General features: G+C 38.4%; 19 protein-coding genes. 7 read left to right on the top strand and 12 right to left on the bottom strand.

Features of this window, described 5'->3' with window-relative positions:
* Positions 1-24 precede the first annotated feature (24 nt).
* The 3 genes from NQ546_RS11285 to NQ546_RS11275 all read right to left on the bottom strand — a co-directional run bounded on the left by NQ546_RS11285 (position 25) and on the right by NQ546_RS11275 (position 7192).
* The gene (locus NQ546_RS11285; protein WP_004291025.1) at positions 25-2322 is read right to left on the bottom strand and encodes a patatin-like phospholipase family protein; all 2298 of its coding nucleotides are present in this window, start codon (positions 2320-2322) and stop codon (positions 25-27) included.
* 174 nt (positions 2323-2496) lie between these two features.
* Positions 2497-4545, bottom strand: a complete 2049-nt coding sequence (htpG, locus tag NQ546_RS11280) for a molecular chaperone HtpG (RefSeq protein ID WP_004291026.1) — start codon at positions 4543-4545, stop codon at positions 2497-2499.
* A gap of 118 nt (positions 4546-4663) precedes the next feature.
* Complete coding sequence (locus NQ546_RS11275) at positions 4664-7192, bottom strand: ATP-dependent Clp protease ATP-binding subunit (protein WP_004291027.1); 2529 nt, start codon at positions 7190-7192, stop codon at positions 4664-4666.
* A gap of 345 nt (positions 7193-7537) precedes the next feature.
* Between NQ546_RS11275 and gyrA the strand changes: the two genes are divergently transcribed.
* The 7 genes from gyrA (at position 7538) to NQ546_RS11240 (ending at position 16942) form a co-directional block, all read left to right on the top strand.
* Entirely contained in the window at positions 7538-10066 is a 2529-nt protein-coding gene (gyrA, locus tag NQ546_RS11270; RefSeq protein ID WP_004291028.1) for a DNA gyrase subunit A, read from the top strand.
* 31 nt (positions 10067-10097) lie between these two features.
* Positions 10098-11312 (top strand): tetratricopeptide repeat protein, encoded by a 1215-nt coding sequence (locus NQ546_RS11265; RefSeq protein ID WP_229093431.1) that lies wholly within the window; start codon positions 10098-10100, stop codon positions 11310-11312.
* 390 nt (positions 11313-11702) lie between these two features.
* Positions 11703-11897 (top strand): hypothetical protein, encoded by a 195-nt coding sequence (locus tag NQ546_RS11260; protein ID WP_004291030.1) that lies wholly within the window; start codon positions 11703-11705, stop codon positions 11895-11897.
* A gap of 74 nt (positions 11898-11971) precedes the next feature.
* Entirely contained in the window at positions 11972-13399 is a 1428-nt protein-coding gene (locus tag NQ546_RS11255) for a rolling circle replication-associated protein (RefSeq protein ID WP_239463442.1), read from the top strand.
* A gap of 24 nt (positions 13400-13423) precedes the next feature.
* Entirely contained in the window at positions 13424-15160 is a 1737-nt protein-coding gene (locus NQ546_RS11250) for a major capsid protein (RefSeq protein WP_004291032.1), read from the top strand.
* 20 nt (positions 15161-15180) lie between these two features.
* On the top strand, positions 15181-15648 hold the full coding sequence (locus tag NQ546_RS11245) for a hypothetical protein (RefSeq protein WP_004291033.1): 468 nt from the start codon (positions 15181-15183) through the stop codon (positions 15646-15648).
* Positions 15649-15835: 187 nt separating this feature from the next.
* Positions 15836-16942: a hypothetical protein gene (locus tag NQ546_RS11240; protein ID WP_004291034.1), complete on the top strand. Its 1107-nt coding sequence runs from the start codon at positions 15836-15838 to the stop codon at positions 16940-16942.
* 546 nt (positions 16943-17488) lie between these two features.
* Here NQ546_RS11240 and NQ546_RS11235 read toward each other — a convergent pair.
* The 9 genes from NQ546_RS11235 to NQ546_RS11195 form a co-directional block, all read right to left on the bottom strand.
* Complete coding sequence (locus tag NQ546_RS11235; protein WP_004291036.1) at positions 17489-18619, bottom strand: universal stress protein; 1131 nt, start codon at positions 18617-18619, stop codon at positions 17489-17491.
* A gap of 82 nt (positions 18620-18701) precedes the next feature.
* A complete protein-coding gene (locus NQ546_RS11230; RefSeq protein WP_004291037.1) occupies positions 18702-18983 on the bottom strand; it encodes a hypothetical protein in 282 nt (93 codons plus the stop codon).
* A 202-nt stretch (positions 18984-19185) separates the two neighbouring features.
* Positions 19186-20031, bottom strand: coding sequence for a tetratricopeptide repeat protein (locus tag NQ546_RS11225; RefSeq protein ID WP_004291038.1), 846 nt, complete (start codon positions 20029-20031; stop codon positions 19186-19188).
* Positions 20032-20044: 13 nt separating this feature from the next.
* Complete coding sequence (locus NQ546_RS11220; RefSeq protein WP_004291039.1) at positions 20045-21886, bottom strand: BatD family protein; 1842 nt, start codon at positions 21884-21886, stop codon at positions 20045-20047.
* Between the two features lie 23 nt (positions 21887-21909).
* Positions 21910-22617, bottom strand: coding sequence for a tetratricopeptide repeat protein (locus NQ546_RS11215; protein WP_004291040.1), 708 nt, complete (start codon positions 22615-22617; stop codon positions 21910-21912).
* Complete coding sequence (locus NQ546_RS11210; RefSeq protein ID WP_004291041.1) at positions 22614-23642, bottom strand: VWA domain-containing protein; 1029 nt, start codon at positions 23640-23642, stop codon at positions 22614-22616. The genes NQ546_RS11215 and NQ546_RS11210 overlap by 4 nt, the downstream gene beginning before the upstream one ends.
* Positions 23643-23727: 85 nt before the next feature.
* Entirely contained in the window at positions 23728-24711 is a 984-nt protein-coding gene (locus NQ546_RS11205; RefSeq protein ID WP_004291042.1) for a vWA domain-containing protein, read from the bottom strand.
* Positions 24712-24768: 57 nt separating this feature from the next.
* Complete coding sequence (locus tag NQ546_RS11200) at positions 24769-25842, bottom strand: hypothetical protein (protein WP_004291043.1); 1074 nt, start codon at positions 25840-25842, stop codon at positions 24769-24771.
* A 7-nt stretch (positions 25843-25849) separates the two neighbouring features.
* Positions 25850-26719: a DUF58 domain-containing protein gene (locus NQ546_RS11195; RefSeq protein WP_004291044.1), complete on the bottom strand. Its 870-nt coding sequence runs from the start codon at positions 26717-26719 to the stop codon at positions 25850-25852.
* Positions 26720-26875 lie beyond the last annotated feature (156 nt).

The raw sequence follows: 26875 nt of genomic DNA, 5'->3' as shown, positions 1-26875 counted from the left end.
TATGCACACTTTTTTTGAGGAAAATTACTCAATGAATCGGTAATTAAACAATTGCCAACCGAGTGTCAGCCCCACATTCCATTCCTTTTTCGGTGAACTATAATGATTTACATATGCTGATATCGCTCCGAATGGTAATTGACATATCACTGAAATTTCTCCCAAATATTCAAAGCGGGAAAACGCTTTTCCGTAATAAGCCTTGTTCAAAGCATTCTTTTTAATAGGAAATATAGGCATGAATCCATAAAGTTCAGAACGAACTTGAAACATGTCATTGAAAACAAAAATCGGTTTGATACCTGCCGCTAAAAACTGATTGGCCCGGAATGCCTCATTATACATTATCTTGCTATGGGGAGTCGGAGAAAAATCTGCAGCCTGCAACATAGTTGCCGCATAATTCTCTGAAAAATTCTTCGATGAATATAGCATTTCCGCCATCCACCCCAAAGTAAACTTTGGAGCCATGGTATGATACGCATATTTCATATAAGAAATTTGTAACCAAGACTGCCGGTCTTTAGTTGTGAAACTTGTTTCTGTAGGATTTCCCGGTATAAACTTTTCTTTTCCGGTAAAAACCTGTGCTACCAATTTTTCAAAATAGCCTTTTGTGGCATATTGTCGTGCATTCAATGTACTACCATAAAAGCCTATAGCACCTCCTAAAAGGTTGTAAGTACTCCTGTCCGAACGATCTTTATCAAAGTTTATCACATTGGATTGGAAATAATTATCCTGAAGCTTTCCATATCCGATACTTATTTCGGCTCGCTTATTTGCTAAAAAAGGCAGAGCCACCATCAACTTCACAAAACGCTCATCTTTAGAATTAAAAGAAGGTTTATCATTTTTAGAGAAAAGCTTATCCTTTTTGTAATAATCGAACGTGCTCAAAGAAGCAATAAGGCGATAGGAGGTCGGAACACGAGTAGGAAGATCTATTTTAGCCATAAGTTGCGCATTATTATACACCTTACCAATCTGACCGTCAAGAGTAATTTCTTTGGAATAATAGTTCAGATTCTGATATCCCAGTCCTAAATAAATCTGATTAGAACTGGTCGTAGAAACACTTCCGCCCATTCGTACAGAGAAATTATCCTCCATTTTAACCTTTAAATGCAATGAATATAAGTCGTTTTTGGGATCATAAACCGCATGTGGGATAATCTCCGATATCATATTATCGGATAATAGGCGAAAATAACCACGCTTCAAATCTTCATATGTAAACACCTCATGGTCTTCATCATGGAACTCTTTTTTAATATAGGCTTGCTGCTGTGGATTAGCTCCTTCTATATAGATGTCTCTAAAACGGAACTGAGGTAAATTGCTTCGATATACAAGACGCCTTAAACGTACATTCTCTGCACTTGTTCTCCGATGTATACGACTTTTTATAGAATCCATCAGGCTGATAGTCCGATTATAGCCGATATCGTGCAATTCTTGCAAACGATCAAAATCCAAAAGACTTACGTCATCATACTTAAATGTCATAACAATACCCAAAGAATCCGGAAGAGTATAGTCCGTTTTCTGCATAATCATGTTCTCAAGCTGACTCATCAAATCATTTTCTTTTGGTTTACCGGGATTAGCAGCCACTACACTACCAATAATGACTCCCGGCCGAAAATCTTCGCGCATGATGTCAGTCGGGAAATTATTATAAATTCCACCGTCATAAGCTAAAACGCTATCAATTTCTATCGGTTTGAATACAAACGGAAAGCTCATCGAAGCGCGTACCGCATCTCCTAAATCCCCCTTACGCATAATCAACGGCCTTTTGTTATACACATCGGAAGCTATGCAACGAAAAGGCACAAACAGATGATTAAAATCCCCATTACATGCCGCTGTAGCACGTGCAAAAAGCTCGACAAAAACCAAATTCATCTGAATAGGGTTTACCATACTAGTAGGAAGTATCTGAGGCTTGATATGCAACGAATCCTTAAAAGAGAAACGAATATTGAAAAACTCCGGAGTAGGTCGGTTTTGCTTAAAGTAATACCCATATTCGGGTTCTATTTGCCCCGAATACCAACGTTTGAAGTCTTCTGAGCGCAGCAATGCTTCCATATCATCAGGAGAATATCCCATAGCGTAAAGCGAACCAATAATAGCTCCCATAGAAGTACCGGTAATGTAATCGATAGGAATATTATTTTCTTCCAAAGCACGAATAATACCGATATGCGTCATGCCTTTTGCACCACCGCCACTCAAAACAAGTCCTACTTTCTGAGCTTGAGTAAACGGCAGAAAGAACAGGCAGAGTGACAAAAACAAAAGAAATCTTTTCATGAATATAGTTTCGAGTGAAATATACTAGTTTATTCAATGTCCAAATATAGACAATAGTTTCCAAAAACCTCGTATCCAACGGAAAAAAACATAATCATTACGAAAAAACAGACAAAAAAAGGGCATTACAACTCATATAAGCTGTAATGCCCTATATAATAAATTTAAAGGGGCTTATTTAATCAGATCAATGCTTCTTTTAACAAAGTTATTCAAAGCCTCACCTTTCAACATGCCGTTTTGAAGCAAAGCCAAATCAATCAATTGACGAACAACTTTATTATGGGCGGCATAGTTGGCAAACAGACTTTCTTTCTGTGCTTTCAGTTCTTCCCACTTCTTGTCCAAACTGTCTACTTCATCTTTTTCAACAGTAGAAATCTCCTCATCTTTTTTGCCTTCCTGTTTCTTTTTCAGTTCATTACGACGGTTGTTGATATCATCCATTTCTTTCTGAACCGGTGCAATAGCTGCTGTACATTCTCTATCTTCATCATCCAGAATCTCTTTGACTAACTTATGATCAGCATTCAATACCAAGTTAAACATATCCGGCATTTCACCATAAAAACTCATTCCGGCCTGAATATTAGCCATTTCTTTCATACGACGCATATACTCACTTTGAGTAATCATCACCGGCGATGCATTTTCCCCCAAAGATTGCGCCATTATGCTAAACTCTGTTTTTTCGATTTGCGGCAGTTGACTCTTGAAAATAGCAGAGAGAGCCTCTTGCTTACCGGCATCCAATACATCGTTTTTCTTGTCTTCTTTAACTATCAAGTTATCAATGACATCACTGTCTACGCGAGTAAAACGTACTTTTTCAAATTTCTGCTCCAACATACTTACCATAGCAACGTCAAGCTGTCCATTCATCAACAATACGTTATAGCCCTTATTCTTGGCCGCCTCAATATAGCTGTATTGCTCATCTTTATTGTTGGCATACAGATAAATCAAGTTACCATCCTTGTCAGTCTGATTGTCTTTTATCAAAGTCTTATACTCTTCAAAAGTATAATGTTTGTTATCAGTATCGGTAAGAAGGGCAAAATCTTTTGCTCTATCATAGAAATCCTCTTGAGTGAGCATTCCATAATTAATAAAGATTTTCAAATCATTCCATTTCTCCTCAAACTGTTTACGATCGTTCTTGAATATAGATTGCAAGCGATCGGATACTTTCTTTGTAATGTATGTAGAAATTTTCTTCACATTAGAATCACTTTGCAAATAGGAACGAGAAACATTCAATGGAATATCCGGCGAATCAAGTACTCCATGCAACAAAGTCAAAAAGTCTGGAACAATGCCCTCTACGGAGTCCGTTACATACACCTGATTGCAATAGAGCTGTATTTTGTTTTTGTTCAACTCTATGTTGCTCTTTACTTTTGGAAAGTACAATATACCTGTAAGATGGAACGGGTAATCCACATTCAGATGTATCCAAAACAACGGTTCATCGGACATCGGATAAAGGTCACGATAGAACTTTTTATAATCCTCGTCTTTTAATTCACTGGGTTTCAGTGTCCACAACGGATTTGCATCATTAATAATGTTATCCTCCTCTGTTTCAACCTGCTTACCGTCTTTCCACTCTTTTTTCTTGCCAAATGCAACAGGAATAGGAAGGAAGCTACAATATTTTTTCAAAAGAGAAGATATGCGTGTTTCTTCAAGGAATTCCTTACAATCATCATCTATATAAAGAACTATGTCAGTACCGCGTTCCGCTTTCTCTGTATCTTCAATTGTAAATTCGGGACTACCATCACAAGTCCATTTCACAGCTTTAGCTCCTTCCTGATGTGACTTGGTAATTATTTCAACTTTCTTGGCAACCATGAAAGCCGAATAGAAACCAAGTCCGAAATGGCCGATAATAGCATTGGCGTCATTCTTATATTTTTCCAAAAAATCATTCGCTCCCGAAAATGCAATCTGATTAATATATTTATCTATTTCTTCTGCCGTTAAACCAATTCCATGGTCTGATACGGTAATCGTATCCTTACCCAAAGACACACGTACTGTCAAATCACCGACTTCACCTTTAAATTCGCCAATAGACGCCAGCGTTTTAAGCTTCTGAGTAGCGTCAACTGCATTAGATACTAATTCACGAAGGAAAATCTCATGATCACTGTACAAAAACTTTTTGATAACGGGGAAAATGTTTTCTGTAGTTACCCCAATATTTCCTTTTTGCATACTAAACTTATATTTTAAATTTATATTTATATTTCATTGCTTTGGCAAACAGAACACAAAAAAAATGCCAGCTCCCAAGAGCTGACATTTTGACTGCTTTTTATTATAAAAACTTTTATTACGCTTTGGTTATATTCAACTCATCTTTCTCCTTATTTACAGAAACGTTAATCGTATCTCCCGGTTGTAACCCAGCCGAAATAATAAGTTCCGAAAGTCCATCTTCCAAATAATTCTGAATGGCTCGTTTCAACGGACGAGCACCAAATTGTACATCATAACCTTTCGTTGCAAGAAATCTTTTGGCTTCATCATCCACAACCATCTTATAGCCAATAGCTTCAACACGCCCATACAAGCCTTTCAACTCTATATCTACAATTTTTGTAATAGCATCCAGTGAAAGCTGGTCAAACGTTATGATTTCATCCAAACGGTTCAAGAACTCAGGAGCAAAAGTCTTATTCAACGCCTTTTGAATCACACTACGCGAATGTTCGTTATCATCCGTACGAGCTTGCGCCGCAAATCCCACACCACGACCGAATTCTTTCAATTGGCGGGTTCCAATATTGGAGGTCATAATAATCACAGTATTCTTGAAATCAATGGTTCTGCCATAATTGTCAGTAAGACGCCCTTCATCCAATACCTGCAACAAGATGTTGAAAACATCCGGATGCGCCTTCTCAATTTCATCAAGCAACACTATGGAATAAGGTTTGCGGCGTACTTTCTCCGTCAACTGTCCGCCTTCTTCATAACCGACATATCCCGGAGCCGCACCAATCATACGAGACACCGTATATTTTTCCATATACTCACTCATATCGATACGTATCAACGCATCGCTGGAACCGAACATGTATTTAGCCAGCTGTTTTGCCAAGTGTGTTTTGCCTACACCGGTAGGACCAAGAAACATAAATGTACCAATGGGACGATTAGGGTCTTTCAATCCTACACGACTGCGCAATATTGCTTTGGTAAGCTTTTCAATAGCAGTGTCTTGTGCCACAACCTTGGCTTGCAAATCTTCTTTCATGCCAGCCAGTTTGATACCTTCCGCTTGAGCCATACGCTGCACCGGTACCCCAGACATCATTGAAATTACATTGGCTATTTCTTCCTCACCAACAGTTTGGCGATCATCTTTGAGACGCGCTTCCCATTCAGCTTTCATTTCATCCAAATGAACAGAAAGTTCTTTCTCTCTATCCCGATAACTAGCAGCCAATTCAAAGTTCTGAGATTTCACCGCTTCAGCCTTCAAAACACGTGCGTCTTCTATTAGCTTTTCCTGTACCTCAATTTCTTTAGGAACATTTATGTTCATTAGATGCACGCGTGAACCGGCTTCATCCAAAGCATCAATAGCTTTATCAGGAAAGTTGCGATCAGTTACATAACGGTCTGACAACTTGACACATGCCTCCAACGCTTCATCTGTATAATCAACATTATGATGCTCTTCATACTTTTCTTTTATATTTTTTAATATTTGAAGGGTTTCCTCCGGAGTTGTGGGCTCTACAATCACTTTTTGAAAACGACGTTCCAAAGCTCCATCTTTTTCTATATTCTTTCTGTATTCATCAAGAGTTGTAGCACCGATGCATTGTATTTCACCACGAGCCAAGGCCGGTTTCAGCATATTAGCCGCATCCATAGAACCTGCAGCGGCACCAGCACCTACAATAGTATGAATTTCATCTATAAATAGAATTATATTCGGGTTCTTCTGCAATTCATTAATAATAGAACGTATACGCTCTTCAAATTGCCCGCGATATTTAGTTCCAGCCACAACAGAAGCCATGTCAAGCATAACAACCCGTTTATCAAATAGGATACGAGATACCTTCTTTTGGACAATACGCAATGCCAGTCCCTCTACAATAGCCGATTTGCCAACTCCCGGTTCGCCAATCAGCACTGGATTGTTTTTCTTACGACGGCTCAAAATCTGCGCCAAGCGCTCTATTTCACGTTCACGCCCAACCACAGGATCAAGTTTACCTTCCTCAGCTGCACGAGTCATATCCATACCGAAATTATCCAATACCGGAGTATCATTAGAGGGTTGCTTTGATGCTGTTTGTGCAGAAGAAGCCGTTCCCATTCCTGCGCTACGGGAAGAATGAGACATATTCATGTCTTCTTCATCCTCTTCATCTTCTTCCTGAAATCCCATTCCTGCGTTCGGATTAGTAGATTGCATTGTAAGCTGCTCGAATACAAACTGATAGTTTACACGATTTTCTTCCAGGACAGTAGCAGCCAAATTATCTCCATCTTTCAATATAGCCAATAATACATGCTCAGTATCGGCAGTTGCACTTTTCAAGACACGTGCTTCCAAAATACACATTTTCAATATCTTAGCAGCCATTGGAGACAATGGAACATCTGCATCCGGTAATAGGGTGTCATCTTCAGCCTCTCTCAAAAAACTTTCGATACGCTTCTTCACCTTTTTCAAGTCTATATCGAGTCTCATCAATATTTCGATAGCCTTTCCACCGCCGTCACGCAACATACCAAGTAGGAGATGTTCAGGACCGATATATCTATTTCTCAACCTATTAGCTTCTTCCTTGCTATAAGTTATTATATCAGAAACTCTTTGTGAAAATTGATTGTTCATATAATTTTAATCTCCTCAATTAAAGGTTTTTCTATTACAAAGATACGCATTTCTTTATATTGCGTATCACAAACTGAATTAATAATGTACAAATCCTGTGCCACAAATCATAATGTTATTCCCGTTTTTCTCCTACACCTTATATATAATAACGCACAATTCATCTATTTCCAATCCTCCCTTGTTTACAGGTGAACTCTATCATGATCCTATATAGAGGGAATCTCTGTAAGAATGTGGCCGGCAACAAAGTTTATGAAGGAAAACTTTTGTATATCGTAAAAAAGCAGTACTTTAGCGTGGTTTTTCACAAACCCCAAAATGTATAATTAATAATCTTTTTAAATGCTTGAACAAGACAGAATTATAAAGATTAACATCGAGGAGGAAATGAAGTCTTCGTACATTGACTACTCTATGTCGGTCATTGTTTCGCGTGCCCTTCCTGATGTTAGAGATGGTTTTAAACCTGTTCACCGAAGAATCCTTTTCGGTATGATGGGACTGGGAAATACGTCGGATAAACCCTATAAAAAATCTGCCAGAGTTGTTGGTGAGGTATTAGGTAAATATCACCCACATGGTGACTCTTCCGTATATGGTGCTCTCGTTCGTATGGCCCAGCCTTGGGCTATGCGCTACATGCTTGTAGACGGACAGGGTAACTATGGCTCTGTGGACGGAGACAGTGCTGCCGCCATGCGTTATACAGAATGTCGTTTGCAGAAGATTGGGGAAGAAATGATGCAGGATCTTGATAAAGAAACTGTTGATATGCAAACCAACTTCGATGACTCATTATTGGAGCCAACTGTGATGCCTACCCGTATCCCAAATCTCCTTGTAAATGGAGCTTCTGGTATTGCCGTAGGTATGGCCACAAATATGCCAACCCATAATCTATCTGAAGTGATAGATGCCTGCATTGCATATATCGATAATAATGATATTGATATTGAGTCCTTAATGACTTATGTCAAGGCTCCTGATTTCCCGACAGGAGGATATATTTATGGTATGAGTGGCGTACGCGAGGCGTATCTAACTGGTCGTGGACGTGTCGTAATGCGCGCCAAAGCAGAAATAGAGACAACCTCTACCCATGACAAGATTATCGTTACTGAAATTCCTTACGGAGTCAATAAAGCCGAATTAATCAAATCTATTGCCGATTTAGCCAATGAAAAGAGGATAGAAGGCATTTCTAATGCTAATGATGAGTCTGACCGCGAAGGTATGCGTATTGTCATCGATGTGAAACGGGACGCCAACGCCAGTGTAGTGCTGAATAAGCTCTATAAGATGACATTATTACAGACTTCTTTTGGTGTAAACAATGTGGCGCTAGTACATGGTCGTCCTCGTTTATTGAACCTGAAAGAGCTTATTAAATACTTCGTAGAACATCGCCATGACGTGGTTATTCGCCGCACTCAATATGATTTACGTAAAGCTAAAGAGCGTGCTCATATCTTAGAAGGTTTGATTATCGCATCAGACAATATTGATGAAGTAATCAAAATTATTCGTGCAGCAAAGACTCCGAATGATGCGATCAGCGGTTTGATGGAACGTTTCGAACTGACAGAAATCCAATCACGTGCCATTGTAGAAATGCGTCTGCGCCAATTGACCGGCCTTATGCAAGACCAACTTCATGCTGAGTATGAAGAAATCCAAAAACAGATTGCCTATTTGGAAGAAATCCTTGTCAACGATGAACTTTGCCGTAAAGTTATCAAAGACGAATTAATCGAGATCAAAGATAAATATGGTGACGAACGTCGCTCTGAAATTGTTTATTCATCTGAAGAATTCAATCCGGAAGATTTCTATGCAGACGACGAAATGATTATTACCATTTCTCATATGGGATATATCAAACGTACTCCATTAAGCGAGTTCCGAGCTCAAAATCGAGGCGGAGTAGGCTCTAAGGGAACAGAAACACGCGATGAAGACTTTGTGGAACATATCTATCCCGCAACAATGCACAATACCATGATGTTCTTCACGCAGAAAGGTAAGTGTTATTGGCTAAAAGTGTATGAGATACCTGAAGGTACAAAGAATTCTAAAGGGCGTGCCATTCAGAATCTATTGAATATTGATTCTGACGATGCTGTAAACGCATATCTACGCGTGAAAAACTTGAATGACCAAGACTTCATCAATAGTCATTACGTATTGTTCTGTACCAAGAATGGCGTTATTAAGAAAACATTACTTGAACAATATTCTCGTCCTCGTCAAAATGGTGTCAATGCCATTACTATTCGTGAAGATGATCGTGTTATCGAAGTACGTATGACTAATGGTAATAATGAAATTATCATCGCCAATCGCAACGGGCGTGCTATTCGTTTCCACGAGAATGCCGTACGTGTAATGGGACGTACAGCTACCGGCGTACGTGGTATGACACTTGATGAAGACGGACAAGATGAAGTAGTTGGAATGATCTGTATCAAAGATCCTGAAGCTGAAACAATTATGGTGGTATCAGAACAAGGATATGGTAAACGTTCTGACATTGAAGATTATCGCAAAACAAACCGAGGCGGTAAAGGTGTAAAAACCATGAATATAACTGATAAAACGGGCAAATTGGTGACCATCAAGTCTGTTACAGATGAAAATGATTTAATGATCATCAATAAATCCGGAATTACCATTCGTCTGAAAGTTGCCGATGTTCGTATTATGGGACGTGCCACACAAGGAGTACGACTGATTAATCTTGAGAAACGTAATGATGAAATTGGTTCTGTATGTAAAGTGACTTCAGAAACCGAAGAGGATATCATCACAGAAGAAGATGAAAATATTTCAGAAACTCCTCAGAATGAAGTAAATAATGAAAATGAAGAATAGACATAATATTAATTTAAAATTTTCTACAATCATGAAAAGAGTACTATTTTCAATGGTCTTACTACTTGCAGTAGGCTTCACTTTCGCTCAAGAAAAAAGCGTAAAAGAAGCTAAGAGCATTGCTAACGAAGTAAAACCAGACTTTGCCCAAGCAGAGAAACTTATCAACGGAGCTTTGACCAACACTGAAACGAAGGACAATGCCGAAACATGGGACGTAGCAGGCTTTATTCAAAAAAGAATCAATGAAAAAGAAATGGAAAATGCATATTTGAGAAAGCCTTATGACACTCTTAAAGTATATAATAGCGCACTGAACATGTGTAAATATTACTTTAAGTGTGACGAACTTGCACAAATACCCAATGAAAAAGGTAAAATCAAGAATAAATACAGAAAATCAAATAGCGCCGCTATATTAGCAGCACGTCCTAATTTGATTAATGGCGGTATTCAATATTTCAATTTGGATAAGAATAAAGAAGCTCTTGATTTTTTTGCAACTTATGTAGATATTGCTGCCAATCCAATGTTTGAAAAGGAAAATCTGCTTCAAACAGATACTGTATTACCTCAAATTGCTTATTATGCAAGTTTAGCCGCTGCCAAAATGGAAGATTATCCTAATGTCTTGAAATATGCTCCATATGCAAAAGAAGACAAGGAGGTAGGGAAGTATGCCATGGAATTCATTTCTACAGCATTAAAAGCTCAAGGCGATACTATTAAATGGATTGCTTCTTTAAAAGATGGCATTCAAAAATATCCGGAACATTCATTCTTTTTTGGTCATCTGATTGATTATTATAGCAATAGCAATAAGTTTGATGAAGCAATGCAATTTGCAGACGACATGCTGGCTAAGGATCCTAACAACACATTCTATTTATATGTGAAAGGGTATCTCTATCATAATATGAAAGATTATGATAAGGCCATTGAATTCTATAAAAAGACTATTGAAGTTGATCCTAACTATGCAGAAGCATATTCAAACTTAGGTCTGATTTACTGTTTACAGGCACAGGATTTCTCAGAAAAAGCAACTACTGATGTCAATAATCCTAAATATAAAGATGATCAGGCTACATTAAAAGCTTTTTATGAAAAGGCAAGACCTAATTATGAAAAAGCAAAAGAATTGAAACCTGACCAAAAAGATTTGTGGTTAAATGGATTGTATCGAGTTTACTACAATCTGCAAATGGGTCCTGAATTTGATGCGATAGAGAAGTTAATGCAATAATCGTAAATATTATAAAAATGGCTGTTCTTGTGTGGAACAGCCATTTTTATAATATTATGTTTTCCATGATAGAGGCTAATTAAATAATTATTACGCACCCCTATATTAAACATAATCATGATATTGTAGAATTTACTTTTGTGATTATATTTGTGTCGTAATCAATTATTATAGTTATGAGAAAATCTTCTTCAAAGCGTGTTTCACTTAAGTATCGTAGAGTGATTATTCATTTTTTTTCTCTTTATGATGGTCGTGTTCATCGTAAGATATTTAAGGATTGTACTTTGTCTGAGGCCTTGGCTGTTTTTTATGCTATGTCTGAGCTTCATTGCTGGACTTGTGTAGATTATTATTGTATTAAGTATTAATTTTAATTCTTTTATTGTTATGGACAAAGAAAAGATTTACAAAACAATTGAGATTGTAGTCAAAGCGGTTGTAGCTATTGCAGCCGTTTGGCTTTGTGTATCATGCACTATGAGTATGAGTATTAGTAAGAACAATACTAATAGTAATCAGTCTACTGAGCAGTCACAAGCTACTTCTGTTGATTCTACTACTGTTGATTTAAATTATAAGTGATTATGTCGTTGTTCAACCCCTTTTGCAAGTGTCTGAACCCCCAACGTATTGTTAACCCTTATACGAATGAAGCTATGACTGTTCCCTGTGGACATTGTAAAGCTTGTATTTTGGCTAAGAATTCCCGATATGCATTTCAGTGTGATTTGGAAAGTTATTCATCTAAACATACGTTGTTTATTACACTTACTTATGCAAATCGTTTCATCCCTCGTGCACAGTTTGTTGATTCTATGGAAAGGCCTTATGGACATGACCTCGTAGATGTTGAAACTGGTGAGTATCTTGGCGAGGCTGATTTGTCTATAAAAGAGATTGAACGTTTACAAGAAAAATTCCATTTATTTGGTTATCTCCCCTATTTGAGAAAGTTTGATTTACAGTTGTTTTTTAAAAGATTCCGTTATTATGTTGCAAAAAGATTCCCCAAAGAAAAAGTGCGTTATTTTGCCATTGGCGAATATGGCCCCGTACACTTCCGCCCGCATTATCATATCTTATTATTCCTCCAATCAGATGAAGCCTTACAAGTATGTTCAAAGGTTGTATCTGAGGCATGGCCCTTTGGTCGTGTCGACTGTCAGTTATCCAAAGGTAAGTGTTCATCGTACGTTGCGGGCTATGTTAATAGCAGTGTGCTTGTACCCAAAGTTCTTACGTTACCTACCCTCTGTCCATTCTGCGTTCATTCTCAAAAACTGGGTCAAGGCTTTTTGCAAAGTGAACGAGCGAAAGTATATTCACTTACCCCTGAGCAGTTTGTTAAGCGAAGCATCGTTATCAATGGACGCTATAAGGAATTTGATGTATGGAGGTCGGCTTACGCTTACTTCTTCCCCAAATGTAAAGGATTTGCTGATAAATCTTCACGTGAACGTGCTTACTCTTATGGATTATATGATACAGCAAGGCGTTTATTCCCGTCCGCCGAAACGACGTTCGCGCTCGCGAAAGAAATAGTAGGTTATATTTACTACTTTCATAATAAGAAAGATACTTATTGTTTGGATATATTTGGTGAGGTTTCTGATCAATCTGATTTATATCAGTTTTCCCAATATTTCTTTGAACCTGAGATAGTTAATTATTCTCTTGATAGTATTGAGATGTGTCGTTATGTTCATCGTGTCTATACGGAGCTTCTTCTTTCGAAACACTTTTTGTACTTTGTGTGTGATAGACCTACCTTGTCGGAGCAGAAACGAAAGTTGAAGCTTATTGAAGAATTTTATTCCCGTTTGGATTATATGCACTTGAAAACGTTTTTTGAGAATCAGCAATTATTCTATGAGAGTGATTTGGTTGGTGACCTTGATTTAATGTCTGATGCTTGGGAGAATAGTTATTATCCATTTTTTTATGACAATGTTTACTTTAGTTCTGAGGTTTATAAGAAAACTCCTGTATATAGATTGTATGATATGCAGATAAGTAAGTTGTTTTCTGATCGTATTAAACACAAGAAACTTAATGATTTGAATAAAATTTTCGTCGACGAATAATGTTTAATTTAATTTTTTAATGTTATGGCAAATATTATGTCTCTAAAGTCCATACGTAATAAACCTTCGCGTAATGGATTTGATTTGTCCTTTAAGAAAAATTTTACTGCTAAGGCTGGAGAACTTCTTCCAGTTATGGTGAAAGAAGTTTTACCTGGTGATACCTTTAAAATTAATCTTAAGGCGTTCACTCGTACTCAACCTGTTAATACTGCCGCGTTCGCGCGTATTAGAGAGTATTATGATTTTTTCTTTGTTCCTTATGACTTATTATGGAATAAGGCTAATACAGTGTTAACACAAATGTATGATAACCCTCAACATGCTGTGTCTATTGATCCTACAAGAAATTTTGTTTTGAGTGGTGAGATGCCTTATATGACTTCGGAGGCAATTGCTTCTTATATTAATGCTCTTAGTACTGCTTCTGCTTTAGCTGATTATAAATCTAATTATTTTGGCTATAATCGTTCAAAATCTTCTGTAAAGTTGTTGGAGTATCTTGGTTATGGTAATTATGAATCATTTTTGACTGATGATTGGAATACTGCGCCTTTAATGGCTAATTTAAATCATAATATTTTTGGTTTGCTTGCTTATCAGAAAATATATTCAGATTTCTATCGTGATAGTCAATGGGAAAGAGTTTCTCCTTCTACTTTTAACGTTGACTATTTGGACGGTTCTTCAATGAATCTTGATAATGCTTATTCTACTGAATTTTATCAGAACTATAATTTTTTTGATTTGCGTTATTGTAATTGGCAAAAAGACTTGTTCCATGGCGTTCTTCCACATCAACAATATGGTGAAACGGCTGTTGCTTCGATTACTCCGGATGTAACTGGTAAGCTTACGTTGTCTAACTTTTCAACCGTTGGTACTTCTCCTACTACTGCGTCTGGTACGGCTACTAAGAACTTACCTGCTTTTGATACTGTTGGCGACCTCTCCATATTGGTTCTTCGTCAAGCAGAATTCTTACAGAAATGGAAAGAGATTACCCAATCAGGTAATAAGGATTATAAAGACCAGTTAGAGAAACACTGGGGTGTTTCTGTTGGTGACGGTTTTTCTGAATTATGTACCTATCTTGGTGGTGTTTCTTCCTCTATTGATATTAACGAAGTCATTAATACTAATATTACAGGAAGTGCTGCTGCTGATATTGCTGGTAAAGGTGTTGGTGTTGCGAATGGTGAGATTAATTTTAATAGTAATGGTCGCTATGGTTTGATTATGTGTATTTATCATTGTCTTCCTTTGCTTGACTATACTACCGATATGCTTGATCCTGCATTCTTGAAAGTAAATTCAACTGATTATGCTATTCCTGAATTTGACCGAGTAGGTATGCAGTCTATGCCGCTGGTTCAGCTTATGAACCCATTGCGTTCGTTTGCTAATGCTTCTGGATTGGTTCTTGGTTATGTACCTCGTTATATTGATTATAAAACATCAGTAGATCAGTCAGTTGGTGGTTTTAAGCGTACGTTGAATTCTTGGGTAATATCTTATGGTAATATTTCTGTTTTGAAACAGGTTACTCTTCCTAATGATGCTCCGCCTATTGAGCCGTCTGAACCTGTTCCCTCTGTTGCTCCTATGAATTTTACATTCTTTAAAGTTAATCCTGATTGTCTTGATCCTATATTTGCTGTCCAGGCTGGTGATGATACAAATACAGACCAGTTTTTGTGTAGTTCATTTTTTGATATTAAAGCTGTCCGTAATCTTGATACTGACGGTTTGCCTTATTAATTAACTTAATATTATTTTTTATGTGGTGTATAAAACGACGTGTTGAACCTTATGTAGATAAGTTTCAACCTAATAATGTTAATTCTGCCGTATTGTCAGGTAGTGAGTTTGTAGAACCCTCTCCTCTTCATGAATTTATGTTTCAGGAAATAGAGTGTGACGGTAAGAAATCTATTCGTATTACTTCTGATATTTATATGTTGTTTAATCAGCAACGTTTGGATAAGCTTACACGTTCGCAGCTTGTTGAATATTTTGACAATTTGTCTGTTTCCGAGCCTAAAATGTCAGATTTGCGTAAAAAGATGACTGATGAGCAGTTATGTTCATTTGTTAAGTCAAGATTTATTCAGACACCGAGTGAGTTAATGGCTTGGTCTCAGTATCTTATGAGTTCTCAGGATGCAATGATTGCCGCCGCTGCTGTTGAAATTCAACCAGTTTCTGAACCTACTCCTCCTCCTGAGCCTGCTCCTGTTGCTGAGTAATTATTTTTCCCTCGGTTATGGTCTTCAGTTCTAAAATAAAAAAGAGCCTGCGAGCAGTCTCCCCTTTTATTTTTTAACCTAAACCTTAACTGGGGGGTCCCCTTTTAAGGGGGGGCTCCAGGGCTATGCCCTATGAAATAATACCTTTGAAATATAAAGTTATGTGTAATTATAAAAATATTGAATTATGGGTGCTGCTGCTATGACTGGTATTGTCGGTTCTGCTATTGGTGCAGGTACTTCCCTTATTGGTGGTGCTTCTACTACTCATATGCAGAATCAAGCCAACAAGGAAATTGCTCAAATGAACAATGCCTTTAATGAAAAGATGTTTGATAAACAGATTGCTTATAATAAGGAAATGTATCAGACACAGTTAGGTGACCAATGGAAATTCTATGACGACCAAAAGGCGAATGCTTGGAAGTTGTATGAGGATAATAAAGCTTACCAGACTGAAATGTGGAATAAGCAAAACGAGTATAATGACCCGTCTGCCCAACGTGCACGTTTGGAAGCTGCTGGTTTGAATCCCTATATGATGATGAATGGTGGTTCTGCTGGTGTTGCTGGTTCTGTATCAGGAACACAAGGTTCTGCCCCGTCTGCTGGTTCTCCCAGTGCACAAGGTGTTCAACCTCCTACCGCTACTCCCTATTCTGCTGATTATTCAGGTGTTATGCAAGGACTTGGACATGCTATTGATACCATTATGACAGGTTCTCAACGTAATATTCAGAATGCACAAGCCGATAATTTGCGCATTGAAGGTAAGTATATTGCAAGTAAAGCAATTGCTGAATTGTATAAGACTTATAATGAAGCTAAGAATGATGATGAACGTGTAGCTATCCAGCGTGTTCTCTCTTCTATTCAAAAGGATCTCTCTGCATCGCAGGTTGCTGTTAATAATGAGAATGTTCGTCAAATACAGGCTCAAACAAAGATTGCTGTTACTGAAAATTTGTTGCGTGAACAACAACTTAAATTTTTGCCGTATGAACAAAGAACACAGTTGGCTTTAGGTGCTGCCGATATTGCATTGAAGTATGCACAAAAGAATCTTACTGAAAAACAAGCTCGGCATGAAATTGAGAAACTTGCTGAAACTATTGTTCGTGCTAATGGACAGGCTATGCAGAATCAGTATGATGCAGAAACTTATCGTGACCGCGTGAAATTAGTTAAGGAGTCTTTATTTAATGCTATTTATGATACTGATAAAGTAGGTATTTTTAAAACTATGTCTCGTGCATTTAGTTCATTTGGCGTTCCTGACGGTGTTCATAAATAATTTTATATATTTGTATTGTTTTTAATATAAATATTAAATTGTATGAATACTTCTTTAATTTGGCTTCTTATTTTGCCTATTGGTTGCTTTGTGTATTATTGTATATTCAAGGCTATTCGTAATTTATTTAAGTAAAACCTTAGTCATTTTCCTGAAAGGCGGCCGATTAATGAATATTTCGGCCGTCTTCTTTTCTTGTCCTATTATACGAAAAATGACAGTATAAAAATCTTTACATTATGAATTACTCTATACAATGGTGTCCTATACCCTTTCATGACTTAATGGAAATATTTGATTTCCTGTCTTCTTTATCTGTTGTACGGTTATATCAGTTTGACGGATTGCACATATTATTGAATGGCTTTCCTATTATGCAGCTTATTATTGCCTATGTTGACGGTTTATATCACATTACTTATCGAATATTACGTTTTTAATGTATCTTTATGTTAAATACAATATTACATCTGTTAATATTTTATATTAAACACATTCATGATATTGTAGAATTATAATTCCTCCTATAATCAAAGCAAATAGAAATCAATTAGAACGCCCACAAATTACCAGTAATGGTGTATCAGAATGAAATATCATCTTTCTCGCAATTCCAGGATTGAATAAACGAGAAAATATATTTCTCTTATATGATGTCAATGCAATAATACCTATATGATTGGTTTTAATATAATTATCTAAGCTATTCAATAAATCATCATTCTTTACTACATCATAATAAATCTCTAATTGTGGATATTGTTTTTGGAAATACTCTTTAATACCACCTAATTTAATCTCATTCCAAGTGTTGCTTACATCAGTAAGATGAATTAGAGATATAGAAAAATGGAATGGTTTCAAACTATTAATTAGTGAATCAAAGGCGATTAAATCCCGTTGATCAAAATTTGTAATAAACGCCACACGCTTCACTTCACTAAATTGTTTGAATGGCGTATTTTCAGGAATAGCCAGAACGGGCACACGACTACGTTCAATGACCTCAGCTGTCACACTGCCAATTAAATCAATATCCTTTTGATTTTTACCACGTGTTCCCATTATAATGATCACCGGACGATATTCTTTGGCATAACGTAATATTTCTTCTTCCGGAATACCTTCTCTCAACACACAAACATATTTTACATCAGGAAACTCCCCAGAAGCGACTTTGACTTTTACCTTATCAGACAAAACATTTAAATCTGCATGAACTTTTTGTAATATACTTCTTACATTTTCTTCATCGCTCAACTGATAGTTAAAAACATCACCATATGGTAATGACGTAGCATAAATAGGTGTAAAATAAACATGGAGTAAAACAACTTCAGCATCTATGTTTTTTGCAAAATTGAAGCCAAATTCACACGCTTTCAATGAATAATTTGAAAAATCAACAGGAATCACAACTTTATTACTTCCCTTCTCTATTTTTGGAGCCTTTTCTCCTACCACCTCTTCAGACAGCCATGCTGAACTTTCAGTAATTTTCAAAGCATGCGGTAAATCACTTTCTTTAATACGAACACGCACACCGGAGGATACGACCGGCTGTATTTGATTCACATTATGAATATAAGTTTCAATGCCCTCATTTTCAAGAACATTCTTCAGTATCTGTGCCTTTGCATACGTCAGAATAGCTAATGTTACTAATTTATCTTCCATAAGTTATCCAATTAGATTGTTTATAAAAACAAACAAGAAATCCCAATTGTTTCTCAGCAATTGGGATTCTTTTTAATTTTTCTTAAGCCCGAACGGGTTCTACAGCTTCGCCTGCAATCTCATCTAAAATCTTCAAAGCCCGATCCAGGACTGTAGTATCATCAATCATTACTAAACCACCATCAGGACCTGGTTCCAAATGAATCCCAACACTCTTGCCTTCCTTAAAGTTGTGGCCACCAAAAAAGTTTCTTACAGTGTCAACGTTAAGTCCGAGTTCATCGGCTATTCTATGCATACTACCGCTGGGTAATGAGTCTTTGATCTTACGGAGTTCATTAAATGTTATCGTTCTCATATTCATAAATTTAATGGTTAATACTTTGGATATTGTTTTATCACGCTATAAACTTAAGGAAAAAAAAAGATAAAACAAACTATTTACTTGTATTTTTCTGTTATATGTTTAACATTCTATAAATACCTCAAAAGCCCGTATGAAATATAAACAGGAAAAACACCTTTTATATCCCATGCGGGCTTTACTATTCGGCAATAAACTATCTCTAAATCACTTCTATTGCAGAAGTAGGAACCCATCCTACTTTACCATCTTCCAGACGAATTTCTTTCCATTCGCGCATAGAATTATCCTTAACCTCTATTTTATGTCCCTCATGCAGAATAAACAAACTGGTGCCACTCTCACTGGGAGTACTTCGTACTGTAACACTGGGAGATAAAATAATAGCTTTATTTCTATTCACCAACTCGCTTTTTTGTTCTGAAGCAAAGATGTTACTCAAGACAACAAGAAACAAGAATACAATTCCGGCTATAAACCCACTCTTCTTCCACACAATCTGTTTGAAAAGGAAAAAAAGAGAAAATGATATAAGTAAAAGAATAAAGAATACGATTCCTAACTTAGCCCATGCATCTACACTTAAACAATTTATCAAAGACTTCACCCAGGCTACAAAAAAGATATCAGGCACCGAGACTACTTTATCTATCGTTTTAGAACGCGCAATCTCTAAATTAGCACGAATATCCGCATTGCCAGGTTGCAATAACAAAGCACGTTCATAATTTAGAATTGCTTTGGCTATATCATCGGCTTTGTAATAACTATTACCTAAATTATAATAGATTTCTGCCGCTTCCCCTTTCTTTAATAGACTCTCATAAATTTGAATGGCAGAAGCATAATCATTTCGCATATATGCACTATCACCCTCTGCTTTAGTCACATTATCATCTGAGATCTTAGCTGCTGCGAATTCCGTATGTGAACCGATAGAGACTGAATCTTGCGCAGGAGTCAAAGTATCTACTGCTGCAGAACTTTGTCCCCAAGCAGCCATTGTCATCAGCAATCCAAATGTTAAGGATATTATTTTCTTCATCATAGTGTCCTCCCAATTAATGTTTTATAGAGCTTTCCATTTTGCTGATAACCTCCAAAGAATCTGAATAAACTTTATCCATAGCCTGATTATCATCCCCAGGAGCAAAACGAGCGAACTCACAATTATTCAATGCATCAAGGAACTCTTTTATCAGTGCATCATCCACACCGTAATTACGAAGTTCTCCTTCAACATTATCTTTAGACAAGCGTGAAACCGGGATATTCAATTTGTCACTAATATATCCCCAAAGCGCTTTCAACACTTCATCATAAAATGCATCTTTCTTACCATCGGCCAATAGTCTACCAGCCATTTTCATACGTTTCACAGCAACTTTATTTGCTTTCTTCGTACGCATTTTAGCAACATTGGCATTGGCTGCTATTTGTTTACGATAAATGATAAAGAACAAGATGAATACAACTCCAGGCACAATATAGAATAACCAGCATAGCAGAGAGCCAAAGAAGAAATCGCCCTTCCGAGAAAGAGTGACGTCATTTTGCTTAATATAACGAATATCCTCATTCAATACCTTTAAATCCTCCTTATTAGTGAAGTTAGCAATGGTTTGTGCCGCATTACCACTTCCCTTTTCAACGTGAAGTTCATAGCCTTCAGTGGTCAAAGTCTTATAAGAACGAGATTTGATATCAAAATAGCTGAACTCCACAGCAGGAATCTTATAGGTACCGGCATTACGAGGAATAGCAAGATATTCAATTACCTGACTACCGGAAAGTCCGGCACTCGTCAAACGGAACTTATTATCTACCTTTGGATCATAAACTTCAAAATCTTCAGGGAACTTAACTTCCGGAGTGGAAATCAACTTCAAGTTGCCTGTTCCGGAAATGACAAGTTTCACTGTAACAGCATCGTTTGTTTTAACGTTCGTACTGTTTATGGATGAAGAAATACTGAACTCTCCCACTCCGCCAGAGAATCCTGCGGGCTTTCCTACCGGCAGTTCTTTTACGTCAACTGTCAACTGGGGAGTTGCCAATGTTTTCTTTACTTCCACATAATTATTTCCGCCATTAAAGAAAGCTTCAAACGGATCGGCCACCTGAGTAGCCTTAGCGATAGACGCATCAAAACGGGCCGCATCAATCGTTAATTTACCCGATTGTTGTGGAAAGAGCACAAATTGACGGTATACGGTTGTCTGATAGTTTCTTCCTTTGTAGTGTTCAAGACTCCATTTACGGTCATTGGGAAGTTCCACCTCTTGCGAATGGAATCCCTTGAAATCAGGTAGTTTGACATTGTCAAAGCCCCGTAAATCAACTAAAGTATATATCTTATATGTCAACAAGAAAGCCTCTTGCTCATATAAAGTAGTCTTACTGGCTGTGGCAGTAATAAATAGATCACTATTTGACACTGACGTTCCCGATGAAGCACGACTTGCCGCTCCGCCTTGTCTTCCACTATTTCCGGAGGACGCTCCATTTGCTTGGTCTGCCGGAAGCACATTTATATGTACTGCATTGGAAACCATCTGGTTACCGTCAGCGGTTATGGTAGCTCCGGGAAGAGTAAAACTGCCTTCCTTTGTAGCCATCAAGATGTATGTAAACGTTATGCTGCTGGTAGAGGTAGTTTCTCCATTAATAATCTGCACACTTTTCTGTTGTGAACGGCTGGGTCCCATAAGTACATCGAATCCTTTTATGGAAGGAACCCGAAAATCTCTCACTTTCTGTGTAGTCACTGTATACGACAGCCTGAACTGATCACCCACCGCTACAGCATCGGGGGCAGATGCAGTAAACGATACCTTTTCATCGGCAAAGGCATGCAAACTGACCATTATCAGTGCTATCCATAAGAAAACTATTTTTCTCATATATTATTTCCTAATTATGTTTGTTACCAATCTTTTTCCAAACGTCCACCCTGGATAACCTGTTGCTTCTTTACCTTATCCTGCACATCCTTTTCATCCTGCATAACAGAATTCAAAAGCTGTTCGGCATTCTCTTTAGACATCTCGTTATCCTTCTTTTGCGGTTGAGGTGGTTGTTGCTGTTCTTTATTCTGCTGTTGATCTTTATTCTGGTCCTTTTTGTCTTCCTGTTGGTCTTGCTTCTGCTGTTGTTGATTTTGATCCTGATTTTGTTGATCCTGCTGTTGGTCTTTCAGCATTTTCTGGGCCAAAGCTAAGTTATAACGCGTTTCATCATCCTTTGGATTATTGCGCAGCGACTGTTTGTATGCTTCTACCGCCTTAGCATAATCTTTCTGTGACTGAAAAATCACTCCCATATTATGATAAATCTGCGCTAAATCATCCTTGTCTTTTTCTATCTTTGTGGCTGCAACATATTGTTCCATAGCTTCCTGCAACTTATTCTGCTGTGCCAACGTATTTCCAAGGTTAAACATAGAAACGGTGGACTGAGGATTTACCTCCAATGCCTTGCGATAATTCACTTCTGCATTGACATATACACTATCATTAAAAAAGCGGTTTCCCTTACGGATAAAATCACGTTCGGCTTTTTGGGCGAAAGACGTAGCTGCCGCCAACAGCAATAAAGCCAATCCTATATATTTTTTCTGTAACATACGCATCATTCCTTATTAGAAAACAAATGAATATTACGGAACAGAGGGTTCTTGCGTTCCAATATCAGCATCTCTGCCAACAGCAACAATAAGATGATCCATGCCACAGCCTGGAATTGCTCATTGAATTCTGTATATACTTGCGTTTCTACGTCGGCTTTCGCCATCTTATTGATTTCCTGACTGATTGCCTTCTGGGCACCATTCGTATTATCTACACGCACATATATGCCGTTACCGGATTTGGCGATCTCCTGACACATTTGCTCGTTCAAACGGGTCACAATAACATTTCCGTCACGATCGCGACGATAATCATTGGTTCCTTCTGCCGGAATAGGTGCTCCTTCGGGCATACCCACACCGAGTACATTCACCTGAATGCCCTTCTCGGCAGCAGCCTTAGCGGCTTCTACCGCGCCACCTTCGTGATTTTCACCATCTGTTATGACAATGATTGCACGTCCTACGCCTTCTTGCGGAGTAAAACTGCGGGAAGCTAAATTAATGGCTGCTCCAATAGCCGTACCTTGTTTAGAAATCAATGAAGGGTCGATAGATTCCAAAAACATCTTAGCCGATATATAATCACTGGTAATAGGAAGCTGTGTAAAAGCGTCACCCGCAAAAACAATCATACCTACCTTGTCATTTTCCATTTTGTCCACCAGCTGTGCCACCAATCTTTTTGCTTTCTGCAAGCGGCTGGGCTGTACATCTTGCGCCAACATTGAGTTTGAGATATCCAGCGCAATCATCACTTCCACTCCCTGACGTTTCACAGTCTCCAGTTTAGAGCCGAATTGGGGACGAGCCAGCAGCACTGCAAACAATCCGATAGCGGCAAATACCATCCAAAACTTCACATCCGGACGGTACTTGGACACATCCGGCATTAATTGCGCCATCAGCACCGGATCACCGAACTTACGAATATTCCTTCGTCTCCGATAATTGGAATACAAGTAAAAGGCTGCCAATAAAGGCAGCAACAGCAACAAGGACAAATATGCAGGTTCTTCAAATCGAAACATCTTCTTATTTACTATTTTACGATTTACTATTCATATTAATCTGTGCACGACATAAAGCACATCCATAAAAAAATCACAAACTTCCTTACGGTATTTTCTTCAATATCGAATTGCGCAACAGGACTTCCAGCAGTACGCAGAAGAAAGCAGCCAGTGCAAACCAGCGGTATTCCTCCTGACGCTTACTGTATTCTTTCACACTCAGTTTCGTTTTCTCCAGTTTGTCAATTTCTTCATATACCTCTTTCAGCTTCGAATTACTCGTAGCACGAAAATAATTGCCGTCTGTTGTCCCGGCAATTTGTGTCAAAGTCTTTTCGTCTATCTCAACCGGCATATTGACGTATTGCACTGTCCCGCCTACCGGATACGGATATGGCGCCATACCGTTAGTACCCACACCGATGGTATAGACACGAATACCGAAACTTTTTGCAATTTCGGCAGCCGTCAATGGAGAAATATCTCCTTTGTTGTTCGTACCATCCGTCAGCAGAATGATAACTTTTGATTTGGCCTTGCTGTCTTTCAACCGGGTAACCGCGTTGGCGATGCCCATTCCCACCGCTGTACCGTCCTCAATAAGTCCGCACTTTACGTCCTTTATCAAATTCAGAAGAACGGCATGATCTACTGTCAGCGGGCATTGCGTAAAACTCTCTCCGGCAAACAGCGTGATACCGATATTATCATTCGGCCGTCCATTGATAAACTCCGCCGCCACATCCTTTGCCGCTTCCAGCCGGTTAGGCTTCAAATCTTCGGCCAACATACTGGTAGAAACGTCTATGGCAAGCATTATATCAATACCTTCTATTTCGCTATTCTGCCAACTATTGGTTGTTTGAGGCCGGGCCAAAATAAGAATAACCAATGCCAAAGCAATTATTCGCAATGCAAACGGTACATGCAGCAAATAGTTCTTATAACTTTTCGGGGTATGCGCATATACACGAGCGTCCGAAATCTGAAGCGTAGCTTCACTATTCTTCCGTTTCATGATATACCATACTATATAAGGTATAAGCAACAGCAGTAAGAATAAATATTCAATATTGGCAAAAACCATGATATTTACAATTTTACAATTTACAATTTATGACTGAAGTTCCCTCCTACCCGCTCATCAAGCAAAATAGTTGTATAACTCCGAACCGATATATATCAACGAACCGATAAGGGCCGCTGCTAAGGCCGCAATCCCTATGCCAAGCAATATCTTGGTACGCAAAGGCCGCTTCTCAATAATAGTGATCTCAGTGGGCTGCGGTTTGACATTCTCGTCCTCCTTTTCTTTCGTTTCATTGATAAAATCGATTGCGCTAATCAAATTAGCATCGTTCTCATTCATCAGCGGACTATGCTTGGCAAACTTCACTAAATCCGCCGTCTGAAACAAGGAACGCAAATCAGAGATAGCATCTTTATCATTCATTTGCAGCAACTTATCAATAATTTCAGAAGACGTCATCTCCAATGCATTGAAGCCGAAACGATTCTTTATATAAGTACGAATAGCATCTGTCAGTTCCGTATAATATTCCTTCGACTGTCCTTTCTGCCAAACCTTCTCACTCTTAATGCGCTCTATTTCCTGCATAGCCAATTGATGCGGCGGCAATTTGGGCTCCACTTTCACCTTGCGAATAATCGGCTTATTATCACGAATACGTTTCACAAGGTAGATAAGCAGCAACAAGAAGGGCGCAAACAGCACAGCACAAGCGATGGCCATATACCAATCTTCCCATGCAAAGGGAGCTTTCATTACGGGCTTCGGGCCAAAGAACTGGTCGGGATGCAACGTGTCTACCGGCATTGAATATACTTTCAATGCCAAAGCCTTGGAACGGTATGCCTTATTATCGACAAGCACCTCCATCGGTGGCAGATAGTATAATGCCGAATCAAATGAAGTTACGGTATACTCCTGCGTTATCAACGAGCGCCTGCCGTCATTCAGCATTTGCGTATCCGGCTTGGCTATATCGATTATTTCCACTCCACGCACCAAAGTATCGGCATAGGCGGGAAAAATAGCACGCTTATCAGCATCCAATGCCACTTGGAGCTTGATTTTGGCTTGCTCTCCAATGAGGATCTGCAAAGAGTCAATCGTAGCATCCACCGTCACCGACTGGGCTGCTATCCTACCCGTCAAGACTGCCAACAGTGTTATCAGAAATATATGTCTTTTCATTTTCCGATTAATTTCGTTTCGCAAACAAATTCATCAATGCCTTAACATAGTCCTGGTCTGTACGTACCGACACATTATCGACATTGCTTTTGGTAAATGTTTCATTCAGTTCCGCCTGTTTGTTCACCCACCAATCATGGTGAGCGCGGCGTACAGCACGTGAAGAAGTATCAATCCACTGTTCATGCCCTGTTTCCGCATCTTTTATTTTCATCAGTCCTACGGCAGGCAATTCCTCTACACGACGGTCATAGACCTGAATAGCCACAACATCATGCTTGCGATTGGCAATAGTCATGGCATTCTTAAAGTTCTCCCGGTCAATAAAGTCTGATAAAACAAAAGCAGTGCAGCGGCGCTTCATCACATTCGTAAGATACTCCAGCCCAAGGCGAATGTTTGTCCGCCGGCTTTCCGGATGAAAATCAAGCAACTCTCGAATGATATATAAAATGTGTTTACGCCCTTTCTTAGGCGGAATAAACTTTTCTATCCGGTCTGAAAAGAAGATGACACCGATCTTATCGTTGTTCTGAATGGCAGAAAAAGCTAATGTGGCAGCTATTTCTGTCACCATATCCTTTTTCATCTGCTTCACTGTACCGAACTCCAAACTACCGGAAACATCTACCAGCAACATAACAGTCAACTCACGCTCTTCTTCAAACACCTTCACAAATGGTTTGTGGAAGCGCGCCGTCACATTCCAGTCTATGTCGCGTATATCGTCACCAAACTGATATTCACGCACTTCGGAAAAAGCCATACCCCTGCCTTTAAAAGCCGAATGATATTGGCCTGCAAAGATATTATTGGATAATCCGCGCGTTTTTATCTCAATTTGACGGACTTTTTTTAACAAATCAGTGGTTTCCATTCAGTAACACATAAATATTTAGTAAACAACAACTTAGTATACGACATACGTCTTTTACTAAATCTTTCTTTCCTTTTTACTAAAACATCGGTAAGGATATACTAAATCTTTTCCCCCGTTTTAGTAAAAGAACAGGAGCGCTCTTTCAACATCAAC

Source organism: Bacteroides eggerthii, from assembly GCF_025146565.1.
Lineage (GTDB): Bacteria > Bacteroidota > Bacteroidia > Bacteroidales > Bacteroidaceae > Bacteroides > Bacteroides eggerthii.
This window is presented reverse-complemented; position numbering and strand designations above follow the sequence as displayed.